Here is a 22,760-nt window from a genome sequence, read left to right as displayed (position 1 = left end):
ATGCACTTTGTTTGGGCGTTCGTGATCGGCGGGGCGATATGCATTTTCGGGCAGCTGCTCATGGATATCGGGAAGCTGACGCCTGCTCACACGATGAGTACGCTCGTCGTCCTCGGAGCGATCGTCGACGGCATTCAATTCGGCGATAAAAGCTTGTATGACCGGTTTATCGAATTTGCCGGCGCAGGAGCGACGGTCCCGATTACAAGCTTCGGCAATTCGCTTGTTCACGGCGCTTTGATGGAGCTGAGGCTTCACGGCTGGATCGGCGTCGTTTCGGGGATGTTCGAGGTAACGAGCGCGGGCATCTCGTCGGCGATCATTTTCTCGTTTCTGGCGGCGCTGTTCTTCAAGCCGAAAGGATGATTTATTTGGGAATCAAAAAAAGGCATCTTCCATCGATTAGGATGAAGATGCCTTTTTGGCGTTTTATAAAATGCGCTTTGCGCCGACGTAATATTTCTGGCTCCAGGTGCTGTATAAGCTTGTTACCGTTACGCCGCTCGTTTTGCCCGAGGAAGCGTTGAGGTACTCGCCGTCGCCCGTATACAAACCGACGTGGAACACTCTTCCGCGATCGGCGAAAAATACAAGATCGCCGGGCTGCGGTTCGGATACGCTCGTACCTGCATTCGCGTACATATCGGCGGAAGTGCGCGGAAGCTCGATGTTGAATTTATCGAACACGTATTTGACGAAACCGGAGCAGTCGAAGCCGCTTGGCGTCGATCCGCCCGTTACATAAGGAACGCCCATGAATTTGCCGGCTGAGGCAATGATATCGGCTGCCGGATTCGGCTGCGGTTTATACCAGGCAGGCGAGTGGAACTTCCCGTCTGCGCCGAGTATTGCGATCCAATTGTCGTTATCCCACTGCATAATGCTTCCGAACGAATCCGCAATCCAGCGGATCGGAACATAAATCGCACCGTTTACGAGCTGCGGAGCCTGCTCAAGCGTCCTTGGCGTTCCGTTGACCGTCGCGTTGACGTCGTTCGTCGTGATTACGGCCGAATGCGCGCCGCCTCCGATCGTGACTTGAATCGAAGTATCCGTGCCTTTCCATTCGAGCTTGTAGCCCATCGATTCCATAACGGTGCGAAGCGGTGCCATAAGTACGCCGGATTGGTCGATAAACGGCTGCGCCTCGGGGAAGTTTACGATCGCGTCGTTTACTTGAATTTTTACGCTGTAATCTGCCGCGCTTGCGTGCGTTTCATTGTCTGCCAGCATGACAGCTGCCAGCAGGCCGAATGAAAGCGCTGCCGCTTTCAAACCTGCATGTTTTCTTTTGCGGGGCAGGGTTACCCGGTCTTTGTCGGTATTCCAAAACTTCACTGCTGATTTCCTCCTTGTCGTCTCCGAGGTTAGTTGTCGGGTTCGGGAAAGAGGTTCTCCCTAGAATGCGGACAAGCCGCGAACATTCACCCCTGAACACATGATCGAAGCAGCCGCATGTTGAGACACGCCAAAAGCTGTTAAGACCGCGCTCTAATAAATCGTCCCCCGTACCGGCACTTTTGCTGAGCCGGATTCGACTTTCTTATTGTCAGAGCCGTTGCTTCAGATTGTTCCGTTTAGATACGCCTCGTGCGATCGCCAAAGACGGGAAGGCGCTGAAACGGAACGGCCTTCGGCATGGCGGTGTGTTGGCATACGCTTATTATGCGTAAGCTTCTTCCTTATGTACAAATAGCGATCACTAAAAAAGCCTACCATAATCAAGTAAAAAAGTGCAATACGCCGGAGGCGCACAATTTGTGGGAATTGCTGGAGGGGAATTCCAAGTGTCGGCCGGACCCGTTTCAATATTCTGAAATGTACGAATTTACAAACATTTTTATCGAGATTGCACGTATACTTCCAATTTGAAATTTTGTAGAATGAAGAAGAGCCTAGAAAAACAGTGTGAATTTACTTGATTTTGGGAATTGTTTCGATTGCCTTTTACAAGCGTGTTTTCAGGCTTTCCGCAAGCGTTTTCGCCAGGAAGGCATACCTATATAGCCCGTTGGAGGAGGAGCAGAAGATGGACGCAATTTGGAAAGAGCAGACGCAAGTCATCAAACAACTGAATGCGAACTTGGAAGCTTGTATTTTAGGGAAAAGCAAAGAAATCGAACTGCTGCTCACCGCCTTTCTAGCCGGCGGCCATGTTCTGCTGGAGGATGTCCCAGGCACAGGCAAGACTGTGCTGATCAAGGCTTTAGCCAAATCGATCGACGGCCAGTTCCGCCGTATTCAATGCAACCCCGATCTGCTTCCTACGGATATAACCGGCGTATCCATCTACCACCCGAAGAACGAAACGTTTCTGTTTCGGCCGGGCCCGATTATAACGAATATCCTGCTTATCGATGAAATAAATAGAGCGACGACCAAAACGCAATCCGCGCTCCTCGAGGCGATGGAGGAGGGGCATGTGACGGTAGACGGGGAATGCTACGAGCTTCCTGCGCCGTTCTTGCTGCTCGCAACGCAAAATCCGATCGATTTTGAAGGAACGTACATTTTACCGGAAGCCCAGCTCGACCGTTTTATGATGAAATTCAGCCTCGGCTATCCCGACGAACAGACGGAAAACCGGATGATCGTCGCGCAAAGCAGAAGCCATCCGCTCGATTCGCTCCAGCCGGTTATGACCGCACATGAAGTAACGCTGCTGCAGGCGAAGGCTAGAGACGTCCATATGGATGAAGCGGTCGGCCAATATGCCGTTGCGCTTGCCCGGACGACCCGGGAGCATCCATCCGTCTTCCTCGGTGCAAGCCCGCGAGCCACGCTTGCGCTTGTACAGGCGGCCAAAGCGTATGCCATGCTCCAAGAGAGGGAATATGTCATTCCGGATGATTTGAAGGCGCTGGCGCCTTACGTTTTCGGACATCGCCTCATCTTGAATGCGGAAGCGCGAATGGAGGGAGCGACTGCCGAGTCGGTGCTGGAGTCGGTGTTTCAACAGGTAAGAACGCCTGTTCGATTGGAGAAGTGATCCGATGAGCGAATTCACCGGATGGCTGGAACGGAAAGCATACGGGTTATCGCAGCGCTTTTGGCTGATTGTAGCCTGTTTTGCGGGCAGTTTGCTGTTTTTATTGTTTCAGGGCGGCAAGCTCGCCTCCATGCTGTTTGCCGTCGTATGCGTCATCAGCATTTATTTGCTGCTCGGCCGCTGGAGCGGAGTGGCGAAGGCACAGGGAACGCGTATGTTGTCGGCTGACGGCAATCAGCAGGAGATTGAGGCGGGCAGATCGCTGACTGTAAAGCTTAACGTGCATGTACCGGGCTTCTGGCCCGTGCCTTACGTGATGATCAAAGACAAGCTGCAGCGCAAAGGCGGACGAGAGCAATCGTTCGAAACGTCGCTGGTGCTCGACTGGCACCGTCGGGGCTGGGTTGAATATAATACGCCTCCGCTGCGCCGGGGCTTTTATAATTTCGTAAAGACGGAATGTTTGACGGAGGATATTTTCGGCATTTTCGAGCACAAGGGACAGATGCAGCTGCCGACAAATTTCCGCGTGCTGCCGCAGCGCGTGCCGATCAAGGAATGGAAGCAGCTGCACCAAATGCTGAGAGGTATGCATCATCATTCGCAAACGACAAGAGCCGTTAGAGAAACGACGCAAATTAACGGCGTGCGCGAATACATTTACGGGGATAAGCTGTCTCGTATTCACTGGAACGCAACGGCCAAGACGGGAACTTGGAAATCGAAGGAGTTCGAACGCGAATCGCTGCCGAAGACGATGATTATCCTTGACCGCAGAACGAAACATTACGCTTCGCCCGAGCAGTTCGAGAGGGCGGTTTCCGTTGCCGCTTCGCTGATCGAATACGGCATGAAACGGGATTTGGCGCTTGGTCTTTTATCTGTCGGAACGGATTCCACCTATATGGAGCCGCGCAACAGCAACGCCCATCTGAAGTCGATTCTGAATCATTTGACCGATGTGGAAGCGGACAGCAATTACAGCCTGGGGCGGGTATTGGCCGACAGATCCCGGCATTTCGTTCCGGGGACGTTCATGGTGATCGTTTCTCCTGCCAAAGGCGAAGAGCTTCTGCACACGCTCGGTTGGCTGGAGCAGCGGCAGTTAACCGCTTGTCACATGTGGATTAGCGGAGATCAGCCGGAAGGGCGGGACAATTGGGCGAAACAGCTGAAGGCGCTCGGTTATCTCGGCTACGCCATCCCGTCTTTGCAGGAGCTTTCGAATGTGCTGGGAGGTCGGGGCTGATGGGCGAAAAATCATGGTTATGGAGGGCCGTTTTCGGCAATTGGCAAGACAGGCTTACGAAGCTTTTTGCCGGCGTTTTGCTGCTTCAATACGTTTCTTGGATCGTCGAAGAGGATTATGTGTGGCTGCCTGAAACGGCAAGGCTCGTAACGGCGACGCTACTATTCGTTTTTGTCGTAGAGCTGTTTTACGGGATAAACCGCTGGATCAGGCTTCCGATACAGCTTGCGGGCGTGATCGTCGCAACGGGATTAACATCGGGTTATTCGCCCGTCTCGGGCAGTATGCGCACGCTGCCGAAAGCGGGTCAGCTTTTGGTTGATAATGCCGGTCAGCTGCACCCGTTTATTTGGTTCAGCTTGGGCGCGTGGCTGGTTTATTTGCTTACGATGTGGTGCGTCAAGGAAAAGAAGCGCATTTATTTCGTGATGCTGTTCAGCGTACTTGCTATGGGGATCCGCGATTCGTTCAGCCTGATTATTTTGTGGGACGAATTGGCGTTAGTTATCTGCAGCGGACTTTGTCTGCTTGTCATCCGTCATATCGTCCAGCTCAAAAGCAAAAGCCCGACGGGATGGTCCCATATTGCCGATTACCCGGCGACTTTCGCGGTTACGATCGTTCTCCTGCTTGTCTTGACAATGGGCTTTGGAGCGCTTGCGCCGGAAACGGGCAGCGTGCTTACCGATCCCTATACGCTTTATAAAAATTGGCAAGGGGAGGCCGTGCCGGTTTCCGGCAAAGGCAAAGTCAGTTCATCGACGCCGCTTTCCGCTCCGGGCAACGCCACTTCGGGCTACAGCCGCAATGATGAAAGCTTGGGCGGCGGCTTCGATTTCGATTATACGGTCGTCATGACCGTCGAATCGACGAACCGCAGCTATTGGCGCGGCGAGTCGCGGTCGTTGTACAACGGCAGCGGATGGGAGTCAAGCGAAGAGGAGAGACAGCCGGGCATGACCGGGATAGCGGCAGGAAATACGCTGGCTTCCGATCCGCTCATGCAAAACGTGAAATCGAAAACGATCGAGGTACGTCAAACGGTTACGATCGAGAAGGATGAGCAGTTCCCCGTACTGTTCGGCGCCTTTGCCGTATCGAAGGTGGAGAGCATTAACGGCGGGACCGGCGGCTTCGAAAGGCTGCAATGGTCCCCGACGCAAGCTTCCCTCAAGTGGCCCGAAGCGACCCGGACGAGCCGAATCCCTTACCCGAATACGTACACGCTCGTATCCGAGGTTCCGTATATCGATGAAGCGGGATTGCGGACGGCACAGCTCGAGCAGTCCGACCGGAGAGCGGTGGAACAATATCTGCAGCTGCCTCCTTCCTTGCCGCCCCGCGTGAGGCAGTTGGCCCAGGAAATCACGCAGGGAGCGGCCAATCCTTACGATAAGGCCAAAAAAATCGAACAGTACTTGCAAATGAACTACAAGTACAACAATAAACCGCCTGACACCGGCAAGAGCAAAGACTTCGTCGACAGATTTTTATTCGAGGTGAAGGAAGGTTATTGCGATTATTACTCAACCGCGATGGCGGTGTTAGGAAGATCCGTCGGACTTCCGACCCGATGGGTGAAAGGATATGCCCCCGGCGATACGGTCCTGCAAGATCTAGCATTGGACGGCGCGCTGCCGCAGGGGGTTATCGACCCTAACGGTGCCGCGGTTTATACGGTGCGCAATTCGAACGCCCATTCCTGGGTGGAAGTGTACTTTGCCGGCTGGGGATGGATACCGTTCGAGCCTACAAGCGGGTTCGCAATGCCTGTTTTGCAGCCTGCCGAGGAGCCTGCTGCGGTGCCCGAAACGGAACCCGTCATCGAGACGCCTGTCGCACCTGTTGAGGAGAACAGCGATTGGGGCAAGCCGGCATCGGTTGCGGTAACGGCCGGCAGTGTGGTTATTGCTGCTGCAGTCGTTTTGCTTGCTTGGTTATACCGGAGACCGATCTTAAGACTTCTCGAACGTATCGGCTGGATCGAGAAGCTGGGTCTAGGACGGAAACGGGAGCCGGCAACTTTGAATCAGCAGGTGATCGTCGCTTTCGGAAAGCTGCTGCGCCGCTCCAAGCGCAAGGGCTACGGGGCGTACGAGCATGAAACGGCACGCGAAACGATGCGGCGCTGGAGTCGCAAGGATGCTTGGCTTGCCAAAGATCTTGAAGCGCTGCTTGCCATTTTCGAGAAGGCCAAGTACAGCAACAATCCGATTACGCCGGAGGAATGGTCGAAGGCGTCGGCGATTACCAATAAACTGCGTAAGGAATTATAAACGAGCAATGCGCCGAACCGGGATGGTTGCGGCGCATTGCTGCGTTTATCGACATGATTTTGCTTGTTGAAACCGTAGCGTTTGTTTTATTGCTGGTTTTCCGGTTCATACAATTCATGCAGCTTAATAGGCTTGCGAAGCACGCGTTTCCGCCTCTTATGCGGTTCATGATCTCGCTCGGCATGACCTTCGCCGCTGCCGCTGTGCGAGCCACCGCCGCCCTGCGAGTCGCCGCCGCTGCGCTGCGAGTCGCCGCTGCTCTGCGAGTCGCTGCCGCTGTGCGATCCGCCGCCGCGCTGTGAGTCGCTGCCGTGCTGCGAGTCGCCGCCGCTCTGCGAGTTGCTGCCGCGCTGCGAGTCGCTGCCGCGCTGCGATCCGCCGCTGCCCTGCGAGTCGCCGCCGCTGTGCGAGTCGCTGCCGCGCTGCGATCCGCCGCCGCCCTGCGAGTCGCCGCTGCCCTGCGATCCGCCGCCGCGCTGCGAGTCGCCGCTGCTCTGCGATCCGTCGCTGCTCTGCGATCCGCCGCCGCTGTGCGAGTCGCTGCCGCTCTGCGATCCGCCGCCGCTCTGCGATCCACCGCCGCTGCTCTGTGAGTCGCCGCCGCTCTGCGATCCGCCGCTGCGCTGCGAGTCGCTGCCGCTATGCGAGTATCCGCTGCTCAGCGAGTCGCCGCCGCCCTGCGATCCGCCGCTGCTCTGCGAATCGCCGCCGCTGTGCGAGTCGCTGCCGCTCTGCGATCCGCCGCTGCCCTGCGAGTCGCCGCCGCTCTGCGAGTCGCTGCCGCTGTGCGATCCGCCGCCGCGCTGCGAGTCGCTGCCGCTCTGCGATCCGCCGCTGCTCTGCGATCCACCGCTGCCCTGCGAGTCGCCGCCGCTCTGTGATCCGTCGCCGCCGTGCTGCGATCCGCTGCTGCCTTGCGATCCGCCCCCGCGCTGCGAGTCGCTGCCGTGCTGCGATCCGCTGCTGCCTTGCGATCCGCCCCCGCGCTGCGAGTCGCTGCCGCTCTGCGATCCGTTTTCTTGGCCGGTACTATTCCCTTTATCTTTAGCCGCTTTACCGCTGGCAAACAGCAAATCTTTTCCGACGTTTTGTCCGGCTCCGGCATTTGCCGCTTCGGATTGGGGCGGGTTCCTCATACCGATCTTCGCTTCGGGGCAGCCGTCTTTGCCGGGCGTGTATGGCTCTGTAGCAAGCCTGACTTGCGTTACCTTTCCCGTCCACTCGTCCAGAGCGACAAGATCTCCCGAGTTTACCTGGGACAGCTTGTTTTTGCCCAACGCGCGAATCGCAAGCTTCATTTCTTCGACCATAGATATGAAGAAATTTTCCAAGTAAGTCGCCGCGTCGTCCTCATTGAACTGGTCCGTGCTTTTGCCGGGGTAAAAGGTCAGCTCCGTCGGCGGCTCCCATGGAATCGTTTTGGTCACCTGGTCATGCGTCATCGCCCAAAGCAGGGCCGTTCCCATAAATACCGCATCCGCGCCTAGGGCCAGAGCTTTCAGGCATTGGCCGGGCGTCGTATATCCGCCTCCGGTCAGGATCGAAATTTTATCCCTGACGCCTCGTTCCTTCAAATAACGAATCGCGCGCGACAAGGCAAAAACGGTAGGCAGTCCGAAGTCGTCCTCGAGAATGGGGGCGCCGCCTTTTGTTCCGGCTTGTCCGCCGTCGATGCTAATAAAGTCGACTCCTGCTTGAATGACGATTTCAAGGTCTTCCTCAAATTGTGCGCTGGCGCATACCTTGACGCCTATCGGAACTCCGCCGGTTACTTGACGCAAGCTGTCCACGAGCTTTCGCAAATCGTCGCCTTGATTGATTTCCTCATGCCTTGCGGGGATAACGACGAAATCTTCATTTTGCACGCCCAAAATCTCGCTTGCGCGGCCTTGAATAAACTCCGAAGGGATGATGCTAGCCGTTCCAGCCGTTGCGCCTTGACCCAAATGAATTTCGATCGCATCGGCCTGCTTGAGCACCTCGGGCTTCCGGGACCATGGTCCGGAGCTGTACTGCCATATGTAGTGCTTGGCGAGCGCCCGATCCTCAGGCAGGAAGCCGCCTTCGCCGGAATTGGTTGAGGTTCCTACCGCAGCGGTCGCGCGCGCTATCGCTTTTTTGACCGTTTCAGAAACGCCTATTCCGTAGCCCATAGCCCCGGCCATAAGCGGGATGTCCAGCTTTAGCGGTTTTTTGGCCATAGGACCGATCGTAATCGACATATCGATTTCCTCACCCTCATGCGTCGGCAGTGCAGCCAGCTGCGCGGCGGAAAAGATCAAGCCGTCGAAATTCAAAAACTTTCTAGGGCTGCCGAAAGGCCTTTCGATAATGCCGCCTGTCGCCGCACGCAAGCTGTTTTCCACGACGACGATCGGATTAATGCGCGTTATGGCGGTAACCATTTCCCATATATTTTCGGAATAGCGGTCCGACATCAATCTTTTGATGAATTTCCCGAGCACATACTGAAGCAAAGGCCTGGCGAACATCATGCCGATCAAACCGGCTATCATGACGGCGACGAACGCTGCGGTAAATGAGCCTATCAAAAACCAGATCCAATTATTTCCCATGCTAAGCTCCTCGAATCGTTTTATCTGCAGCCTTGCTGCTTGTGCCTGCAATTTGAGGACGTAAAAGGTCAACCGCTAGCCCCGGATCGTCCCTGTCCGATTGCAGGTTATTTTTCAAATCATTAGACTTATATCGATTCCATGCATGTGCAGCCGTTTATCCTTGCGTATCATTTCCTTATTGTGCCGCTTACGGCAATTGATATACGAAAACGCCCCCGCAGGTATTGCTTTGCAAGAAAAAGGATTTGTGTGGTATAGTTTGTCTAATATTATTGGCAAATGCCGGGGTGAAACGGTTGATCAATAAGCTAGTGCCGCGCATGCAGGCGAAAACGGTATATGATATAGATTTGAACGCGCTGCGGAAGGCGGGAATCCGGGGAGTCATTACCGATTTGGACAATACGCTAGTCGGAGCCAAAGAGCCCGTCGCCACGCCCGAGCTGATCAAATGGCTGAGCGGTGTGAGGGAAGCGGGATTTCAGGTTGTTATCGTATCGAACAACAGCAAGGAGCGCGTTAGCAAATTTGCCGAGCCGCTTACGATTCCGTTCATCTATAGCGCCAGAAAGCCGATGAATATCGCATTCCGCAAAGCGATGGGCATGATGGGGTTAGCGCCGAATCAGACGGCGGTGGTCGGAGACCAGATGCTGACGGATGTGCTCGGCGGCAACAGGATGGGGCTCTTTACGATTATGGTTCAGCCGATCGCTTTGAAGGACGAAGGTTTCTTTACGAAAATAAACCGTACGATCGAAAAAGCCGCACTAACGTTCATGAAAAAATGAACGCGCGGTTTTTCGACGTTGCATGTAAATGAAACGTAACTAGGAGGAGCTATGCCTTTACTCGAAGAAGAAATATTGCATTGCGAAGGCTGCGGCGTCAAGCTGCAAATGGAGGATCCGCTAAAGCTCGGCTATGTGCCGGAGCAAGCGCTGCAGAAAATTCCGGTTATTTGCCAGCGTTGTTTTCGCATCAAGCATTACAATGAAATGTCTAGCGCGACGCTTAATCAGGATGATTTTCTGCGTATGCTGGGCTCGATCGGCCATACGAAAAGCCTTGTGATCCATATCGTCGACCTGTTCGATTTCGAAGGGAGTCTGATCGGCGGCCTGCAGCGTTTTATCGGGAATAATCCGGTACTGCTCGTGGTCAATAAAATCGATTTGCTTCCGAAAGTAACGAATTGGAACAAGCTCCATAACTGGGTGCAGAAGCAGGCCAAGGAAAACGGCTTGAAAACGGAAGGCATCGTCCTCGTCAGCGCGAAAAAAAATATCGGCTTCGACAGGCTGCTCCGCATGGTCGAAGAACAGCGCAAAGGCCGCGACATCTACGTCGTAGGCGCGACGAATGTAGGCAAATCGACGCTCATCAACAATCTGATCCGCGATTTCAGCGATCTGGAGGGCGAGCTGACGACCTCGTCGTATCCCGGAACGACGCTGGATCTGATCAAAATTCCGCTCGACGACGGCAAATCGATCATCGATACGCCGGGCATCGTTTACAAGCATCGTCTAACCGAGCTGGTGGATAAGGCGGATTTGCGCTATGTGCTTCCGGATAAGCCACTAAAGCCGATGGTTTATCAATTGAACGAAAAACAAACGCTCTTCTTCGGAGCGCTGGCGCGTTTCGATTTTGTAAAGGGCGAGCGCCAGTCGTTCACCTGCTACATGTCGAATGCGATCGCGATTCATCGGACAAAGCTGGACAATGCGGACAAGCTGTACGAGGAACACCGAGGGGAGCTCCTGCAGCCTCCTTCATCGGATAAAATAGACGCGCTGCCGCCGTTTACGCGTTATCCGGTTCGCGTGGCCAAGGGAAGCCGCACCGACATTTTGATTTCGGGACTGGGCTGGATCAAAGTTAACGGGGAAGCGGGAGCCGACATTGAAGTGCATGTGCCCAAAGGCGTCAAAATTGCGGTGCGCACTTCATTGATCTAAAAATCATTTCCTGCACCCTGAAAAAAGAATAAATTTCACTACAAATTGAGGGCAATGTCATAGGGGGAAACGACATGCAAATAAACAGCCATACGATTTTGTACGGCGTTTTCGGCGATCCGGTACGCCATTCCAAATCGCCGCTCATGCTGAACCGGGCGTTTGCGGAAGCGGGGATAAATGCGGCATACGCGGCTTTTCACATTCAGCCGGGTACGCTCAAGGACGCGATAAACGGCATTCGCGCCCTGCAGTTTCGCGGCGTGAACGTAACGATTCCGCATAAAGAAGAAGTGATGTCTTATATGGACGAAATCGACGAAGGCGCGCGCAGCATCGGTGCGGTCAACACGGTAGTGAACGACGGAGGCAGACTGATCGGCTACAATACCGACGGAATCGGCTATATCCGTTCCTTGAAGGAAGAAACCGGCTTGTCTTTGTCCGGCAAAAAGGTGCTTATGCTGGGTGCGGGCGGAGCGTCCCGCGGCGTAGCGTATGCGCTGGCCAAGGACGGCGCTTCCATGATTTGGTTCGCGAATCGTACCGTCGAACGGGCGAAGGATTTGGCTTCCTACACGTCGGCTTATACGGAATCGGCAGGAATCGGTTTTGACGGCATCGAAGCGATCAAGGAGCAGGTCGATATCGTCGTCAACAATACGCCTGTCGGGATGCATCCGAACATAAACGAGGTGCCCATCGATACGTCATGGTTTCATGAAGGACTGGTCGTGAGCGATATTATTTATACGCCGATGGAAACGAGGCTGCTGCGGGAAGCGAAGCAAAAAGGCGCCGTTACGCACAGCGGGCTCGGGATGTTTATTTATCAGGGCGCTTACGCGTTCGAATATTGGACGGGAAAGTCCGCTCCCGTCGAAGCTATGAGGGAAGCCGTTTTGAATTCGATGGCCTAATCACAACACGAAGAATAGAGGAATGCTAATGCTTACAGGTAAACAAAAGCGGTATCTCCGCTCGCAAGCTCATCATTTGACGCCGATTTTTCAGGTAGGAAAAGGCGGGGTCAACGATCATTTGATCAAGCATATTGAAGATGCGATTGAAGTTCGCGAGCTTATTAAAATTTCGGTATTGAATAATAATGACGACGACCGCAACGAAATCGCAGAGGAGCTGGCGGACCGTTCCGGAGCGGAGCTCGTGCAAGTTATCGGAAAAACGATCGTGCTTTATAAAGAATCCAAGGACAATAAAAAAATAGAATTGCCCTAAAGCCGTTATAAGCGGCAATGTATGATATTTCCGGATGTTGTGAAGCTCCAGCCTTATTGCGGCGAGCTACCGTCGGAGTCGAAAGGGGAGGGTGCGTATGAAGGTCGGCATCATGGGCGGCACGTTCGATCCGATCCATCTTGGTCATTTGATAGCGGCGGAAGAAGCGCGTGCGGGGGCGGGACTGGATGAGGTTTGGTTTATGCCCTCGAATGTGCCGCCTCATAAAACGAATGCGCCTAAAGCGTCGCCATCCGATCGGCTCGCAATGGTTCGATTGGCAATTGAAGGGCATCCTTCTTTTCGGACGACCGATATCGAGCTGACGCTCGGCGGCACCTCGTATACGTCGGAGACGATGGCGGCGCTTGGCGGCATGCATCCCGACGTGTCCTTTTCTTATATTATCGGAGCGGACATGGTCATGTTTTTGCCGAATTGGCATCATATCGATGCGCTTGCCAGGCAAATCGGCTTTATCGGCCTGCAGCGGCCCGGTTACGATCTGCAGCCGGAGCTTCTGCCCGACAATTTGCGAAAGCGTGTAACGCTGGTGTCGATGACTCCGGTCGATATTTCGTCGACGGAAATCCGGAAGCGCAAGCGGGAAGGGCGGACGATCAGGTATTTGGTTCCCGAGCCGGTAAGGGCGTATATAGAGAGGAATGGGCTATATGGATCGTAAGGCGATGATGGAAGAAGTACGTTCACAAATGCCGGCAAAACGCTGGGAGCACACGGTAGGCGTGATGGAGAGCTCGGTTTTGCTTGCTCGGCAATACGGAGCGGATGCGGATAAGGCGGAGCTTGCCGCTTTGCTGCACGACTATTGCAAGTATTGGCCGGTCGACAAGCAAAAGGAAGTGTTGATCGAGCACGGCGAGCTCGGCGATCTGCTCGATTACGATAAAGCCCTGTTGCATGCGCCCGCGGCCGCCATACTCGTCCGTAAAAAATTCGGCATCGACGATGCCGAAATACTTGACGCGATCCGTTACCATACATCGGGGCGCGTAGGGATGACGCTGCTGGACAAAATCGTTTGCCTTGCCGATTATATCGAGCCCGGCAGAGATTTTCCGGAGGTCGGGCTGCTTCGCCGTCTGGCCGAAACGAGCATAGAGAAGGCGCTTGTCGCCGGATTCGATTCGACGATTTCATATTTGCTCGGAAAAGGGCAAAAAGTATATCCAATGACGTTACTGGCGCGAAACGCGCTGCTGGACGAGCTAAAAGGGAAATGAATGCGAAGACCCGCAAAGCGGCAGGACTAAGCTGCGAAGCTTCTCTTCGCGATGTGGGTAAAATTATTTGGGGCTCCCCGCAAATTACTCGGATTAAGCTTCGAAGGTTAACATCACTTTGTGGGGAAATAGAGGGAGGAAGCTGTTTTTGAATATGACACCTGAAAAATTGATGAAAATGGTTTTCGGCGCTGCCGAAGACAAAAAAGGCATGAACCCGGTCGCGCTTGATTTGCAAGGGATCTCACTGATCGCCGATTATTTCGTAATCGTACACGGTAATTCGGAAACGCAAGTGCAAGCGATCGCAACCGAAATCCGTAAAAAAGCGGAGGAACACGGCGTTCGCGTCCGCGGGCTGGAAGGGATGGACACGGCGCGCTGGGTGCTGGTCGATTTGGGCGACGTTATCGCTCACGTATTTCATCGCGACGAGCGTGAATATTACAACCTCGAACGGCTTTGGTCCGACGCGAAAGTGGTCGAAACCGTATGACGATGACGGCGGGAACGACCGTGTCGCTTGAGATCGCAAGAGAAGTTTCGCCCTACGGGTACTTTGTGACCGACGGCAGCCAGGATGTTCTGCTGCATTATACGGAAATCGTGGGCAGCGTGAAAGTGGGCGATAAGCCGAATGTTTTCCTGTATTACGATACGGAAGACAGACTTGCCGCAACGATGCGCAAGCCGCTTCTCGAGCTCGGTCAGACAGCGCTGCTGCGCGTCGCCGATCTTCATCCGCGTTTCGGCGCCTTTCTCGATATGGGTCTCGGGCGCGAGCTGCTTTTGCCCTACAAAGAACAGCCGGAGCTTAAACAATTGCGGCCCCAGGTCGGCGACTCCGTATACGCGGTAATGACGCATGACAAACAGGGCAGACTGATTGCGAGACTGGCGGGAGAGCCGGAGCTTGCTCCTCTGGTGTTTCATGCGCCGACAGCATGGCAGAACGAATGGCGCTCCGCCCGCGTTTACAAATCGCTTCAGGTCGGAACGTTTGTCGTGGTCGACGGGGGCGTGCTCGGTTTTGGCGCGCTTGGCATGGTTCATGCGACGGAGCGGGTCGGATTGCCGCGGGTAGGTGAGGAAATCAAGGTCCGTGTCGCTTTCGTACGCGAGGACGGAAGAGTCAATTTATCGATGCGCGCGCCTAAGCATGTCAGCCAGGGAGAAGATGCGGACGTCATCATGGCTTACTTGCGGGAAAGACCGAACGGCTCGATGCCGTATTCCGACGCAACTCCGTCCGATATCGTGACGGCCAAGTTCAATATGAGTAAAGGAGCCTTTAAAAGGGCGCTAGGGAAGCTCATGAAGGACGGCCTGATCGAGCAAAAAGAAAACTGGACGTATTTGAAGAAGCAAGATGAGTAGTCCGGCATGAATGCGACAAGGAAAGGACGCTGCGAACGATGGCTTACCGGCAATTTGCATCCATCTACGACAGGCTGATGGCGGATATGCCTTATGCCGAATGGCTTCGTTTTGCGGACGAATGCTGGCGGAGATTCGGCAAGCCTGTGACAATTGTCGATCTCGGCTGCGGGACGGGCACGATCGCCATCCCGCTGGCGAGGCAAGGCTATCAGGTAACCGGCATCGACATATCGGAAGATATGCTTTCCGTAGCCCGGCAAAAAAGCGAAGCCGAAAGCCTTACCGGCAAGAATGCTCCGGCTTGGCTCAAGCAGGATATGAGATACTGGAAGCTGCCGTCTCCTGTGGACGCTGTCGTCTCGTTCTGCGATTGCTTGAACTATTTGCTGGAAGAGCGCGATTTGATCCGTACCTTCCGTCAAACGTTCGAGTCGCTGAACCCGAAGGGCATATTTGTTTTTGATATGCATACGCCTTACCAGCTTCACGCTTACGCGGAATCCCAACCCTTTATTCTCGACGAAGAAGAGATCGCATACATATGGACAAGCGAATGGGATGATCTCAGATCTGAAATCGAGCATCAAATCACATTTTTCGTAAGCGAGACTTTGATGGAATCTGCAGGAGAGAAAGCGAACGCTTCACATCCGGATCGGGCTTCGGCGGGCCGTTTTCGCCGATTTGAGGAATGCCACATCCAACGGGCATACTCGGAGGAGTGGGTGAAGGGGAAGCTGCTTGAAGCGGGATTTACAGCCGTTTCCTGTTATGCCGATTTCGGCTGGGACGAGCCAAACGGGCAGACGCAGCGCATTTTTTTTGCAGCCGTCAAGGATGTTTAGAAGATCATAACCGGCAATAAAATGATAAAAATGCCCGAGTAAGGCATGGAACGCGCTGCCTGCTTGACAGCAAACGCTATTTTTCCCTATAATCAAAGGAAATGTTTGAATATTGAAAGGCAGTGACGAGGAGTAGTAGCTTCGAACTCATTTTGCAGAGAGCCGGTGCGGTCGGTGCAAGCCGGTAGATGAGCGTTGCGAACTCGCCTTCGAGCCAGACGGTGAACGGGAATCGCTTCTTGCGGCCGTAACCTGATCGTTATGCCTGCGTTAAGGGCGTACAAGTGGGCAAGAGCGTGGATTTTCGTTCCTGTCAACTAGGGTGGTACCACGGGAATTTAACCTCTCGTCCCTAGCCTTTGCGCTAGTGGACGGAGGTTTTTTTGATTAACTTAATTTTATTTTCAGCATTCCCCTTAAAGGCGTTTTGGTTTTGCAAGCCAAAGGAAGTAAAAGCAGCTTCGGGGGTCAATTTAGGAGGAAGTAATATGGCGCAGGAAAGCAAAGAGCAGCAAGGGTATCAACCGGCCGCGATCGAGCCCAAATGGCAGCGGCACTGGGACGAGAATAAATCGTTCAAGGTAAGAGAGGATGCCGGAAAACCGAAGTTTTACGCTTTGGATATGTTTCCGTATCCTTCGGGAGCAGGGCTTCACGTCGGTCATCCGGAGGGCTATACGGCGACGGACATCGTTTCGCGGTTCAAAAGGATGCGCGGCTTCAACGTGCTTCATCCGATGGGCTGGGATGCGTTCGGTCTGCCCGCCGAGCAGTACGCCTTGCAAACCGGTCGTCATCCGAGAGATATCACGGTTGAAAATATCGATAATTTCCGCCGTCAAATCAAATCGCTCGGCTTCTCGTACGATTGGGACCGCGAATTCAGCACGACCGACCCGGATTACTACAAATGGACGCAGTGGATTTTTATCCAGCTGTACAATAAAGGACTGGCTTATGTCGACGAAGTGCCGGTCAACTGGTGTCCGGCTCTGGGGACGGTACTTGCGAACGAGGAAGTCATTGACGGCTTGAGCGAGCGGGGCGGACATCCGGTCATCCGCAAGCCGATGCGGCAGTGGATGCTGAAGATTACGGCGTATGCGGAACGGCTGCTGGAAGATCTCGAAGAGCTGGACTGGTCGGAAAGCATTAAAGATATGCAGCGCAACTGGATCGGCAAATCCAAAGGCGCAGAGGTGAAGTTCGCGATCGACGGCCACGAGGACGCTTCGTTAACCGTATTTACAACGCGTCCGGACACGTTGTTCGGCGCGACCTACTGCGTTTTGGCGCCGGAGCATGATTTGGTGAAGGTGATTACGACTGCGGACCGGAAGGCTGCTGTCGACGACTATCAAGACAAAGCTGCACGAAAAAGCGATCTCGAGCGCACCGATCTCGCGAAGGATAAAACAGGCGTCTTTACGGGCGCTTATGCGATAAATCCGGTGAATGGCGCGAAGACGCCGATCTGGATTGCGGACTATGTTCTGGCCGGCTACGGCACCGGCGCCATTATGGCCGTTCCGGGTCATGACGAGCGCGATTATGCTTTCGCCAAGCAGTTCGATCTTCCGATCATCGAAGTCGTAAGCGGCGGAAATTTGGCGGAAGCCGCTTACGCAGGCGACGGGGAACACGTCAATTCGGATTTCTTGAACGGGCTTACCAATGAACAGGCGATTGCCGCGATGATCGAATGGCTGGAAAGCGGCGGCAAAGGTCAAGGCAAGGTGACGTATCGTCTCCGGGATTGGCTGTTCAGCCGTCAGCGCTACTGGGGCGAGCCGATTCCGATTCTCCATCTTGAGGACGGCACCATGAAAACCGTTCCGGAAAGCGAGCTCCCGCTGCTGCTTCCGGATGTGGAGCACATCACGCCTTCCGGCACCGGCGAATCGCCGCTGGCAACCGTTGAGGATTGGGTCAATACGATCGATCCGGAAACAGGGATGAAAGCCCGCCGCGAAACGAATACGATGCCGCAATGGGCTGGAAGCTGCTGGTACTATTTGCGCTTCATCGATCCGCACAACGACGAGCAGCTGTGTTCGCCGGAGAAGCAAAAGGAATGGCTGCCGGTCGATTTGTACATCGGGGGAGCCGAGCATGCGGTGCTTCACTTGCTGTATGCAAGGTTCTGGCATAAAGTGTTGTACGATTTGGGTGTCGTTGCGACGAAGGAGCCGTTCTACAAGCTCGTCAACCAAGGCATGATACTCGGCGAAAACAATGAGAAAATGAGCAAATCGCGCGGAAACGTCATTAACCCCGACGAAATCGTGAACGAGTACGGAGCCGATACGCTGCGCATGTACGAAATGTTCATGGGGCCGCTTGAAGCGACCAAGCCTTGGAATGTAAACGGCGTAGAAGGCGCATTCCGGTTTTTGAGCCGGGTGTGGCGGTTGTTCGTCAACGAAGACGGCGCTTTGAGCGCTAAAATTGTAGACGACGAATCGCAAACTAGCGACGCCTTCAAAAAAACTTTGCATAAAACGATCAAGAAAGTGACCGAGGACTACGAGGCGCTGCGTTTCAATACGGCGATCAGTCAGATGATGATTTTCGTCAACGAAGCGTACAAAACCGAGAAGCTGCCGCGTTCGGCCATGAAGCAATTCGTGCAGATGCTGTCGCCTACCGCTCCGCATATCGCGGAAGAGCTGTGGGAGCGTCTCGGCGAAACGGAAGGCGTAAGCTATGAGCCGTGGCCGTTGTTCGACGAAGCTTGGACGGTCGATAACGAAGTTGAAATCGTCGTACAGGTGAACGGAAAAATTATCGAACGGGTATCGATCCCGGCGGACATGGACGAAGCGTCCATGCAGGAGATGGCGCAATCGCTCGACAAGGTGAAGGATGCGATGGCGGGCAAATCGGTCCGCAAGGTGATCGCCGTCAAGGGCAAGCTCGTTAATTTAGTTGTCGGATAATCGGCATAAAAGAGAGCCGGCGGGAGTTCCCGCCGGCTTTAGCCTGTCCAAAGATTAAGCATCCGGCAACTTGCGTTGTTTCGACTTCACCCGATCGAAACGTTGCCAGGAAAATAAGGTGCCGATTCATCCGATGCCTCGATATAAATGTTTTCGGCCGGTCTGCAGCTGCTGCTCTGAAATCAGCTCAAGGATGAAGAGGCCTTGTCGACATCCTCCTCGTATTTGGCATGCGTAATGCGAAAAAGCCGGTTGAAAATGCCGTGAAGCTCTTCATCCATCAATTTCAAGCCCTCGGCCGTAATGCCTCCGGGGACGGCTACGCGCTGCTGGAGCGATTCCGGATTGAATCCGCCGGTAGTTAACAGCTTGCCCGTGCCAAGCAGCATTTCACATGCGAGAATCGTCGCCTGGTCCTCCGGTATACCGGTCTCCTGAACGGCTGCGGCAATGAAGCTTTGCAGAAGATTGGCAAAAAAAGCGGGTCCGCAGCTGGAGATGTCCGAGGTAATCCGCGTATATTGCTCGGAAACCCTGATCGGCCGGCTAAAGCGGGCCAGCAGCGATTCGAGCTGCTCGATTTCGTCATCGGAGAGTCTGCTGCCATACATGCAAATCGTAGGTCCGCACTTCACAAAGTTGGTGATGCTCGGGATGATCTTGGCGATTTTGCAAGGGAGCCGATCCTCCAAATGGCGGATCAGAACGGGACTAGTTATGGAGACGGCTATTTGGGAAGCGGTTGTGTGATCCTTGATTTCGTCGATAACGTTCTTAAATTCGGCCGGCTTGATGCATAAAAAAATGACGCTGCATTGCCGGGCAACATCTACGTTCGTGTTAGCGGCTTGAAGACCGGGATGGAGCTGCGCCAGCCGTTCCGCTTTGCTTGCCGTCCGGTTGCTCGCCACGATTTGCTGCGGAAGCAGCGCTCCCGAGCGAATCAGCGATTCTATGAGGATACTTCCCATACTGCCGGTACCTATAAACCCAAATTTCATGTGAATCCCTCCCCGAAATCGAACAAACAACCGGCCAAGGCGGCAGCGGCGTGCCTCGCTTCATAATGTATATTCGCTATGCTTCGCCTTCATGCGTTTTCATGCTAGAAGGGGCGGTGAATTGTGCACGGTTTGCAAATAATTTCATGATGCGGCTTGCAAGGTTCGTGCAGACAAGGTATAGTAGAAACCAGCCAATACAATATCGATAGCGGAAGCACCGCCTTTACTCGCGAATACTATCGCGGGTAAAGGCGTTTTTTTGTTTAGTATATCGGAATGCGTATTCTTGGAAACGGCGATAATCCTACGATAAATGCCATCGTTTCAGATGCCGGCTGGCAATTATCCTTGGTTTATCGGAAAGGATTTTCGTGAAAGCGGCTAGTAAGCTCGGGCAAACGCCAGCGTCAAAGATACCGGTATTTGTCCGGCTGCAAATGTAAACGTGTCGGAATTGCTTGCGAAATGTCTGGAATCGAAGGAGGCACCGGAATGATATCAGCAAAGGTAAAGTGGTTGGTCATCGGCTTAATCGGCATATTGGCAGGCGCGGGGGTCTTTTTTGCGCGGATGAGTGACGAGGATTCCGTTGCTGTCGGGATGCAGCGGGCGAATGGTCAGTTAGAGGCGGTGCTTAAGCTGCAGGAGCCGGTAAGCTCTCCCGCGAAGACGCCGGAGACGCAGGCTGCAGCGCCTCCAGGTGCAGCAGGCGGTTCGGAGCCGAAGGAAAAGCGGCCGGTAGACGAAACGGAGGGGAATGTTCCGGACGTGATGCAGGGCGGGGCGAATAGCGAGGAGGATGCAAGCAGGCAGAACGAAACGGCGGACATTCCTGCCGGCGGCGCTCCAGAAGCGTCATCATCGCCGACGTCGTCAAAAGGTGCACCAAACGGGAGCCGGCAAATCGATTTGAATTCGGCAACCATACAGCAACTTGTAAAGCTGCCCGGAATAGGGGAGAGTAAGGCGAAAGCAATTATCGCATACCGGGAACAAACGGGAGGGTTCCGGACGGCCAAAGAAATTACGAAGGTGAAAGGAATCGGCGATAAAACATATGAGGCGCTGAAGGATTTGATCGCCGTTTCGTCTCCATGACGGGGCTTGTCGAATCAGCACTTTTAATTCGAATGGAAATATGAGAAAATATACCCAGTCTGCGAAAACAAAGACGTTATGTTCATGAAAACTGAGGAGGCCTAATCTATATGTCCGAACAACGGAAACTATCCCTTGATACGCTTGCCGTACATGCCGGTCAAGAAATCGATCCAACGACGCTCTCGAGAGCCGTGCCGCTTTACCAAACGACTTCCTACGGGTTCCGCGATACGGAACACGCAGCCAATTTGTTTGCGCTTAAGGAATTCGGAAATATTTATACCCGTTTGATGAATCCGACTACGGACGTGTTCGAGAAGCGGGTTGCCGCACTCGAAGGCGGAGCGGCGGCTCTTGCGACAGCTTCGGGGCAAGCCGCCATTACATATTCGATTCTAAACATCGCAGGAGCAGGTGACGATATCGTTTCCGCTGCAAGCCTTTACGGCGGTACGTACAACCTGTTTTCGACGACGCTGCCGAAAATCGGCATCAACGTTCATTTCGTCGATCCGAGCGACCCGGAAAATTTCCGCAAAGCGATTACGCCCAACACCAAAGCCCTGTATGCAGAGTCGATCGGCAATCCGAGAGGCGATGTGCTCGACGTCGAAGCGGTTGCAAAGATCGCTCACGAGAACGGAATTCCGCTTATCGTCGACAATACGTTTCCTAGCCCTTACCTGCTCCGTCCGATCGAACACGGCGCGGATATCGTCGTACACTCGGCAACGAAATTTATCGGCGGACACGGAACGTCGATCGGCGGCGTCATTGTGGACGGCGGTACGTTCGACTGGAAGGGAAGCGGCAAATTCCCCGGCTTGACCGAGCCGGACCCTAGCTATCACGGCGTCGTATATGCCGATGCGGTAGGACCGATCGCTTACATTATTAAAGCTCGCGTTCAGCTTCTTCGCGATATGGGAGCGGCCATCTCGCCGTTTAACTCGTTCCAGCTTTTGCAAGGTCTGGAGACGCTGCACTTGCGGATGGAACGCCACAGCTCCAATGCGCTTAAGGTTGCGCAGTACCTTGAAGGCCATCAAGCCGTCGAATGGGTCAGCTACTGCGGATTGCCTAGCCATCCGTCGCATAAGCTGGCGCAGAAATATATGCCGAAAGGCCAAGGCGCGATTATGACGTTCGGCATTAAAGGCGGTATCGAAGCCGGCCGCAAGCTGATCGAAGCGGTGACTCTTTTCTCACACTTGGCTAACGTAGGCGACTCGAAGTCGCTGATCATCCACCCAGCAAGCACGACGCATCAACAGTTAAACGAGCAGGAGCAGGCGGCAGCCGGCGTATCGCCAGGCATGATCCGTTTGTCTATCGGCACGGAAGGCATCGAAGATATTATCGCGGATCTCGATCAAGCGATTGCGGCGAGCCAACAGTAAGCAGGTGCGAAAATGACGGGACGTAAAGATTGGGATACGTATTTCATGGACATCGCCTACATGGCTTCGACCCGTTCGCAATGCTCGCGAAGGCGCGTCGGAGCGGTTCTCGTGCAGGGCAAGAAGCTGCTTGGCACGGCCTACAACGGTGCGCCCATGGGCGTTCAGGATTGCTCCGAAGCCGGATGTATGCTGGTGGAGGAGTTCGAAGTGAAGCTTGTGGACGGAAACGAACAAATGGTTCGCAAGCAGCGCTGCATCCGAACCATTCATGCCGAGCAGAATCTGCTGCTGTTTACCGACCGCAGCGACCGCGAAGGCTCCTCGGTATACGTGACCGATCAGCCGTGCTGGACTTGCGCCAATATGCTGGCCAACAGCGGTATTAAAGAAATCGTTTATCATCGCGCTTACCCTAAGGACAGCGATAAAGTAAACGCGCTGATGACCGATTGCGGCATCGTGCTAAGAAGGCTTGAGGCGTACGTGCCTCCAGCCGGTATTTTGACCGACGTCATGAATTAACGACCGCACAGATTCGAGGAAGAACC

At 54.1% G+C, this 22,760-nt stretch carries 19 protein-coding genes, 1 pseudogene, 1 riboswitch and 1 other annotated feature; of the genes and pseudogenes, 17 read left to right on the top strand and 3 right to left on the bottom strand.

The genetic code is table 11. The features are described 5' to 3' along the window. Positions 1–366, top strand: coding sequence for a stage V sporulation protein AE (spoVAE, locus tag DQG23_RS07205; RefSeq protein ID WP_113030462.1), 366 nt, complete (start codon positions 1–3; stop codon positions 364–366). A 63-nt stretch (positions 367–429) separates the two neighbouring features. Here the strand turns inward: spoVAE and DQG23_RS07200 are convergent, their stop codons facing one another. Then, entirely contained in the window at positions 430–1,338 is a 909-nt protein-coding gene (locus DQG23_RS07200; RefSeq protein WP_113030149.1) for a C40 family peptidase, read from the bottom strand. 3 nt (positions 1,339–1,341) lie between these two features. Beyond that, a riboswitch (cyclic di-AMP (ydaO/yuaA leader) is annotated at positions 1,342–1,550 on the bottom strand. A 479-nt stretch (positions 1,551–2,029) separates the two neighbouring features. Here DQG23_RS07200 and DQG23_RS07190 point away from each other — a divergent pair. From DQG23_RS07190 to DQG23_RS07180, 3 genes are read left to right on the top strand one after another with little or no spacing between them, the layout of a single operon-like run. Next, a complete protein-coding gene (locus DQG23_RS07190) occupies positions 2,030–2,989 on the top strand; it encodes an AAA family ATPase (protein WP_113030147.1) in 960 nt (319 codons plus the stop codon). 4 nt (positions 2,990–2,993) lie between these two features. Beyond that, complete coding sequence (locus DQG23_RS07185) at positions 2,994–4,238, top strand: DUF58 domain-containing protein (protein ID WP_113030146.1); 1,245 nt, start codon at positions 2,994–2,996, stop codon at positions 4,236–4,238. Next, the gene (locus tag DQG23_RS07180; RefSeq protein ID WP_113030145.1) at positions 4,238–6,514 is read left to right on the top strand and encodes a DUF4129 domain-containing transglutaminase family protein; all 2,277 of its coding nucleotides are present in this window, start codon (positions 4,238–4,240) and stop codon (positions 6,512–6,514) included. Before DQG23_RS07185 ends, DQG23_RS07180 begins: the two co-directional genes overlap by 1 nt. A gap of 1,187 nt (positions 6,515–7,701) precedes the next feature. Here the strand turns inward: DQG23_RS07180 and DQG23_RS42870 are convergent. Next, a pseudogene (locus DQG23_RS42870) lies at positions 7,702–9,090 on the bottom strand (FMN-binding glutamate synthase family protein); the annotation flags it as partial. A gap of 299 nt (positions 9,091–9,389) precedes the next feature. Between DQG23_RS42870 and DQG23_RS07170 the strand changes: the two are divergent. From DQG23_RS07170 to leuS, 10 genes are all read left to right on the top strand, one after another. Continuing rightward, complete coding sequence (locus DQG23_RS07170) at positions 9,390–9,884, top strand: YqeG family HAD IIIA-type phosphatase (protein ID WP_192894557.1); 495 nt, start codon at positions 9,390–9,392, stop codon at positions 9,882–9,884. Positions 9,885–9,935: 51 nt separating this feature from the next. Further along, positions 9,936–11,057 (top strand): ribosome biogenesis GTPase YqeH, encoded by a 1,122-nt coding sequence (gene yqeH, locus DQG23_RS07165; RefSeq protein WP_113030144.1) that lies wholly within the window; start codon positions 9,936–9,938, stop codon positions 11,055–11,057. Positions 11,058–11,131: 74 nt separating this feature from the next. Beyond that, the gene (gene aroE, locus DQG23_RS07160) at positions 11,132–11,977 is read left to right on the top strand and encodes a shikimate dehydrogenase (protein WP_113030143.1); all 846 of its coding nucleotides are present in this window, start codon (positions 11,132–11,134) and stop codon (positions 11,975–11,977) included. 28 nt (positions 11,978–12,005) lie between these two features. Continuing rightward, positions 12,006–12,296, top strand: coding sequence for a ribosome assembly RNA-binding protein YhbY (gene yhbY / locus DQG23_RS07155; protein ID WP_113030142.1), 291 nt, complete (start codon positions 12,006–12,008; stop codon positions 12,294–12,296). 97 nt (positions 12,297–12,393) lie between these two features. Beyond that, entirely contained in the window at positions 12,394–12,981 is a 588-nt protein-coding gene (locus DQG23_RS07150) for a nicotinate-nucleotide adenylyltransferase (RefSeq protein WP_113030141.1), read from the top strand. Beyond that, positions 12,971–13,540: a bis(5'-nucleosyl)-tetraphosphatase (symmetrical) YqeK gene (yqeK, locus tag DQG23_RS07145; RefSeq protein WP_113030140.1), complete on the top strand. Its 570-nt coding sequence runs from the start codon at positions 12,971–12,973 to the stop codon at positions 13,538–13,540. The genes DQG23_RS07150 and yqeK overlap by 11 nt, the downstream gene beginning before the upstream one ends. A 154-nt stretch (positions 13,541–13,694) precedes the next feature. After that, positions 13,695–14,036: a ribosome silencing factor gene (gene rsfS / locus DQG23_RS07140; protein WP_420330217.1), complete on the top strand. Its 342-nt coding sequence runs from the start codon at positions 13,695–13,697 to the stop codon at positions 14,034–14,036. Next, the gene (locus tag DQG23_RS07135) at positions 14,033–14,917 is read left to right on the top strand and encodes a CvfB family protein (RefSeq protein WP_113030138.1); all 885 of its coding nucleotides are present in this window, start codon (positions 14,033–14,035) and stop codon (positions 14,915–14,917) included. The genes rsfS and DQG23_RS07135 overlap by 4 nt, the downstream gene beginning before the upstream one ends. Before the next feature lie 38 nt (positions 14,918–14,955). Next, complete coding sequence (locus DQG23_RS07130; protein ID WP_113030137.1) at positions 14,956–15,765, top strand: class I SAM-dependent DNA methyltransferase; 810 nt, start codon at positions 14,956–14,958, stop codon at positions 15,763–15,765. A gap of 113 nt (positions 15,766–15,878) precedes the next feature. Then, positions 15,879–16,122, top strand: a binding site (T-box leader). Positions 16,123–16,253: 131 nt separating this feature from the next. Beyond that, positions 16,254–18,704, top strand: coding sequence for a leucine--tRNA ligase (gene leuS, locus DQG23_RS07125; RefSeq protein ID WP_113030136.1), 2,451 nt, complete (start codon positions 16,254–16,256; stop codon positions 18,702–18,704). Positions 18,705–18,886: 182 nt separating this feature from the next. Here leuS and comER read toward each other — a convergent pair whose 3' ends face one another. Then, complete coding sequence (gene comER / locus DQG23_RS07120) at positions 18,887–19,705, bottom strand: late competence protein ComER (protein ID WP_113030135.1); 819 nt, start codon at positions 19,703–19,705, stop codon at positions 18,887–18,889. A gap of 495 nt (positions 19,706–20,200) precedes the next feature. Between comER and DQG23_RS07115 the strand changes: the two genes are divergently transcribed. The 3 genes from DQG23_RS07115 (at position 20,201) to DQG23_RS07105 (ending at position 22,734) form a co-directional block, all read left to right on the top strand. Then, positions 20,201–20,806 (top strand): ComEA family DNA-binding protein, encoded by a 606-nt coding sequence (locus DQG23_RS07115; protein ID WP_158560339.1) that lies wholly within the window; start codon positions 20,201–20,203, stop codon positions 20,804–20,806. Positions 20,807–20,916: 110 nt separating this feature from the next. Next, a complete protein-coding gene (locus DQG23_RS07110) occupies positions 20,917–22,209 on the top strand; it encodes a homocysteine synthase (RefSeq protein ID WP_113030133.1) in 1,293 nt (430 codons plus the stop codon). Between the two features lie 12 nt (positions 22,210–22,221). Further along, a complete protein-coding gene (locus tag DQG23_RS07105) occupies positions 22,222–22,734 on the top strand; it encodes a deoxycytidylate deaminase (protein WP_113030132.1) in 513 nt (170 codons plus the stop codon). Positions 22,735–22,760 lie beyond the last annotated feature (26 nt).

Source organism: Paenibacillus contaminans, from assembly GCF_003285015.1.
GTDB lineage: Bacteria > Bacillota > Bacilli > Paenibacillales > NBRC-103111 > Paenibacillus_V > Paenibacillus_V contaminans.
The sequence above is the reverse complement of the archived record's forward strand: the minus strand, read 5'-3'. Positions and strand labels throughout refer to the sequence as shown.

Coding starts and splice junctions, on each gene's coding strand:
- spoVAE (WP_113030462.1), top strand. CDS start 1: ATGCACTTTGTTTGGGCGTTCGTGATCGGCGGGGCGATATGCATTTTC.
- DQG23_RS07190 (WP_113030147.1), top strand. CDS start 2,030: ATGGACGCAATTTGGAAAGAGCAGACGCAAGTCATCAAACAACTGAAT.
- DQG23_RS07185 (WP_113030146.1), top strand. CDS start 2,994: ATGAGCGAATTCACCGGATGGCTGGAACGGAAAGCATACGGGTTATCG.
- DQG23_RS07180 (WP_113030145.1), top strand. CDS start 4,238: ATGGGCGAAAAATCATGGTTATGGAGGGCCGTTTTCGGCAATTGGCAA.
- yqeH (WP_113030144.1), top strand. CDS start 9,936: ATGCCTTTACTCGAAGAAGAAATATTGCATTGCGAAGGCTGCGGCGTC.
- aroE (WP_113030143.1), top strand. CDS start 11,132: ATGCAAATAAACAGCCATACGATTTTGTACGGCGTTTTCGGCGATCCG.
- yhbY (WP_113030142.1), top strand. CDS start 12,006: ATGCTTACAGGTAAACAAAAGCGGTATCTCCGCTCGCAAGCTCATCAT.
- DQG23_RS07150 (WP_113030141.1), top strand. CDS start 12,394: ATGAAGGTCGGCATCATGGGCGGCACGTTCGATCCGATCCATCTTGGT.
- yqeK (WP_113030140.1), top strand. CDS start 12,971: ATGGATCGTAAGGCGATGATGGAAGAAGTACGTTCACAAATGCCGGCA.
- rsfS (WP_420330217.1), top strand. CDS start 13,695: ATGACACCTGAAAAATTGATGAAAATGGTTTTCGGCGCTGCCGAAGAC.
- DQG23_RS07135 (WP_113030138.1), top strand. CDS start 14,033: ATGACGATGACGGCGGGAACGACCGTGTCGCTTGAGATCGCAAGAGAA.
- DQG23_RS07130 (WP_113030137.1), top strand. CDS start 14,956: ATGGCTTACCGGCAATTTGCATCCATCTACGACAGGCTGATGGCGGAT.
- leuS (WP_113030136.1), top strand. CDS start 16,254: ATGGCGCAGGAAAGCAAAGAGCAGCAAGGGTATCAACCGGCCGCGATC.
- comER (WP_113030135.1), bottom strand. CDS start 19,705: ATGAAATTTGGGTTTATAGGTACCGGCAGTATGGGAAGTATCCTCATA.
- DQG23_RS07115 (WP_158560339.1), top strand. CDS start 20,201: ATGATATCAGCAAAGGTAAAGTGGTTGGTCATCGGCTTAATCGGCATA.
- DQG23_RS07110 (WP_113030133.1), top strand. CDS start 20,917: ATGTCCGAACAACGGAAACTATCCCTTGATACGCTTGCCGTACATGCC.
- DQG23_RS07105 (WP_113030132.1), top strand. CDS start 22,222: ATGACGGGACGTAAAGATTGGGATACGTATTTCATGGACATCGCCTAC.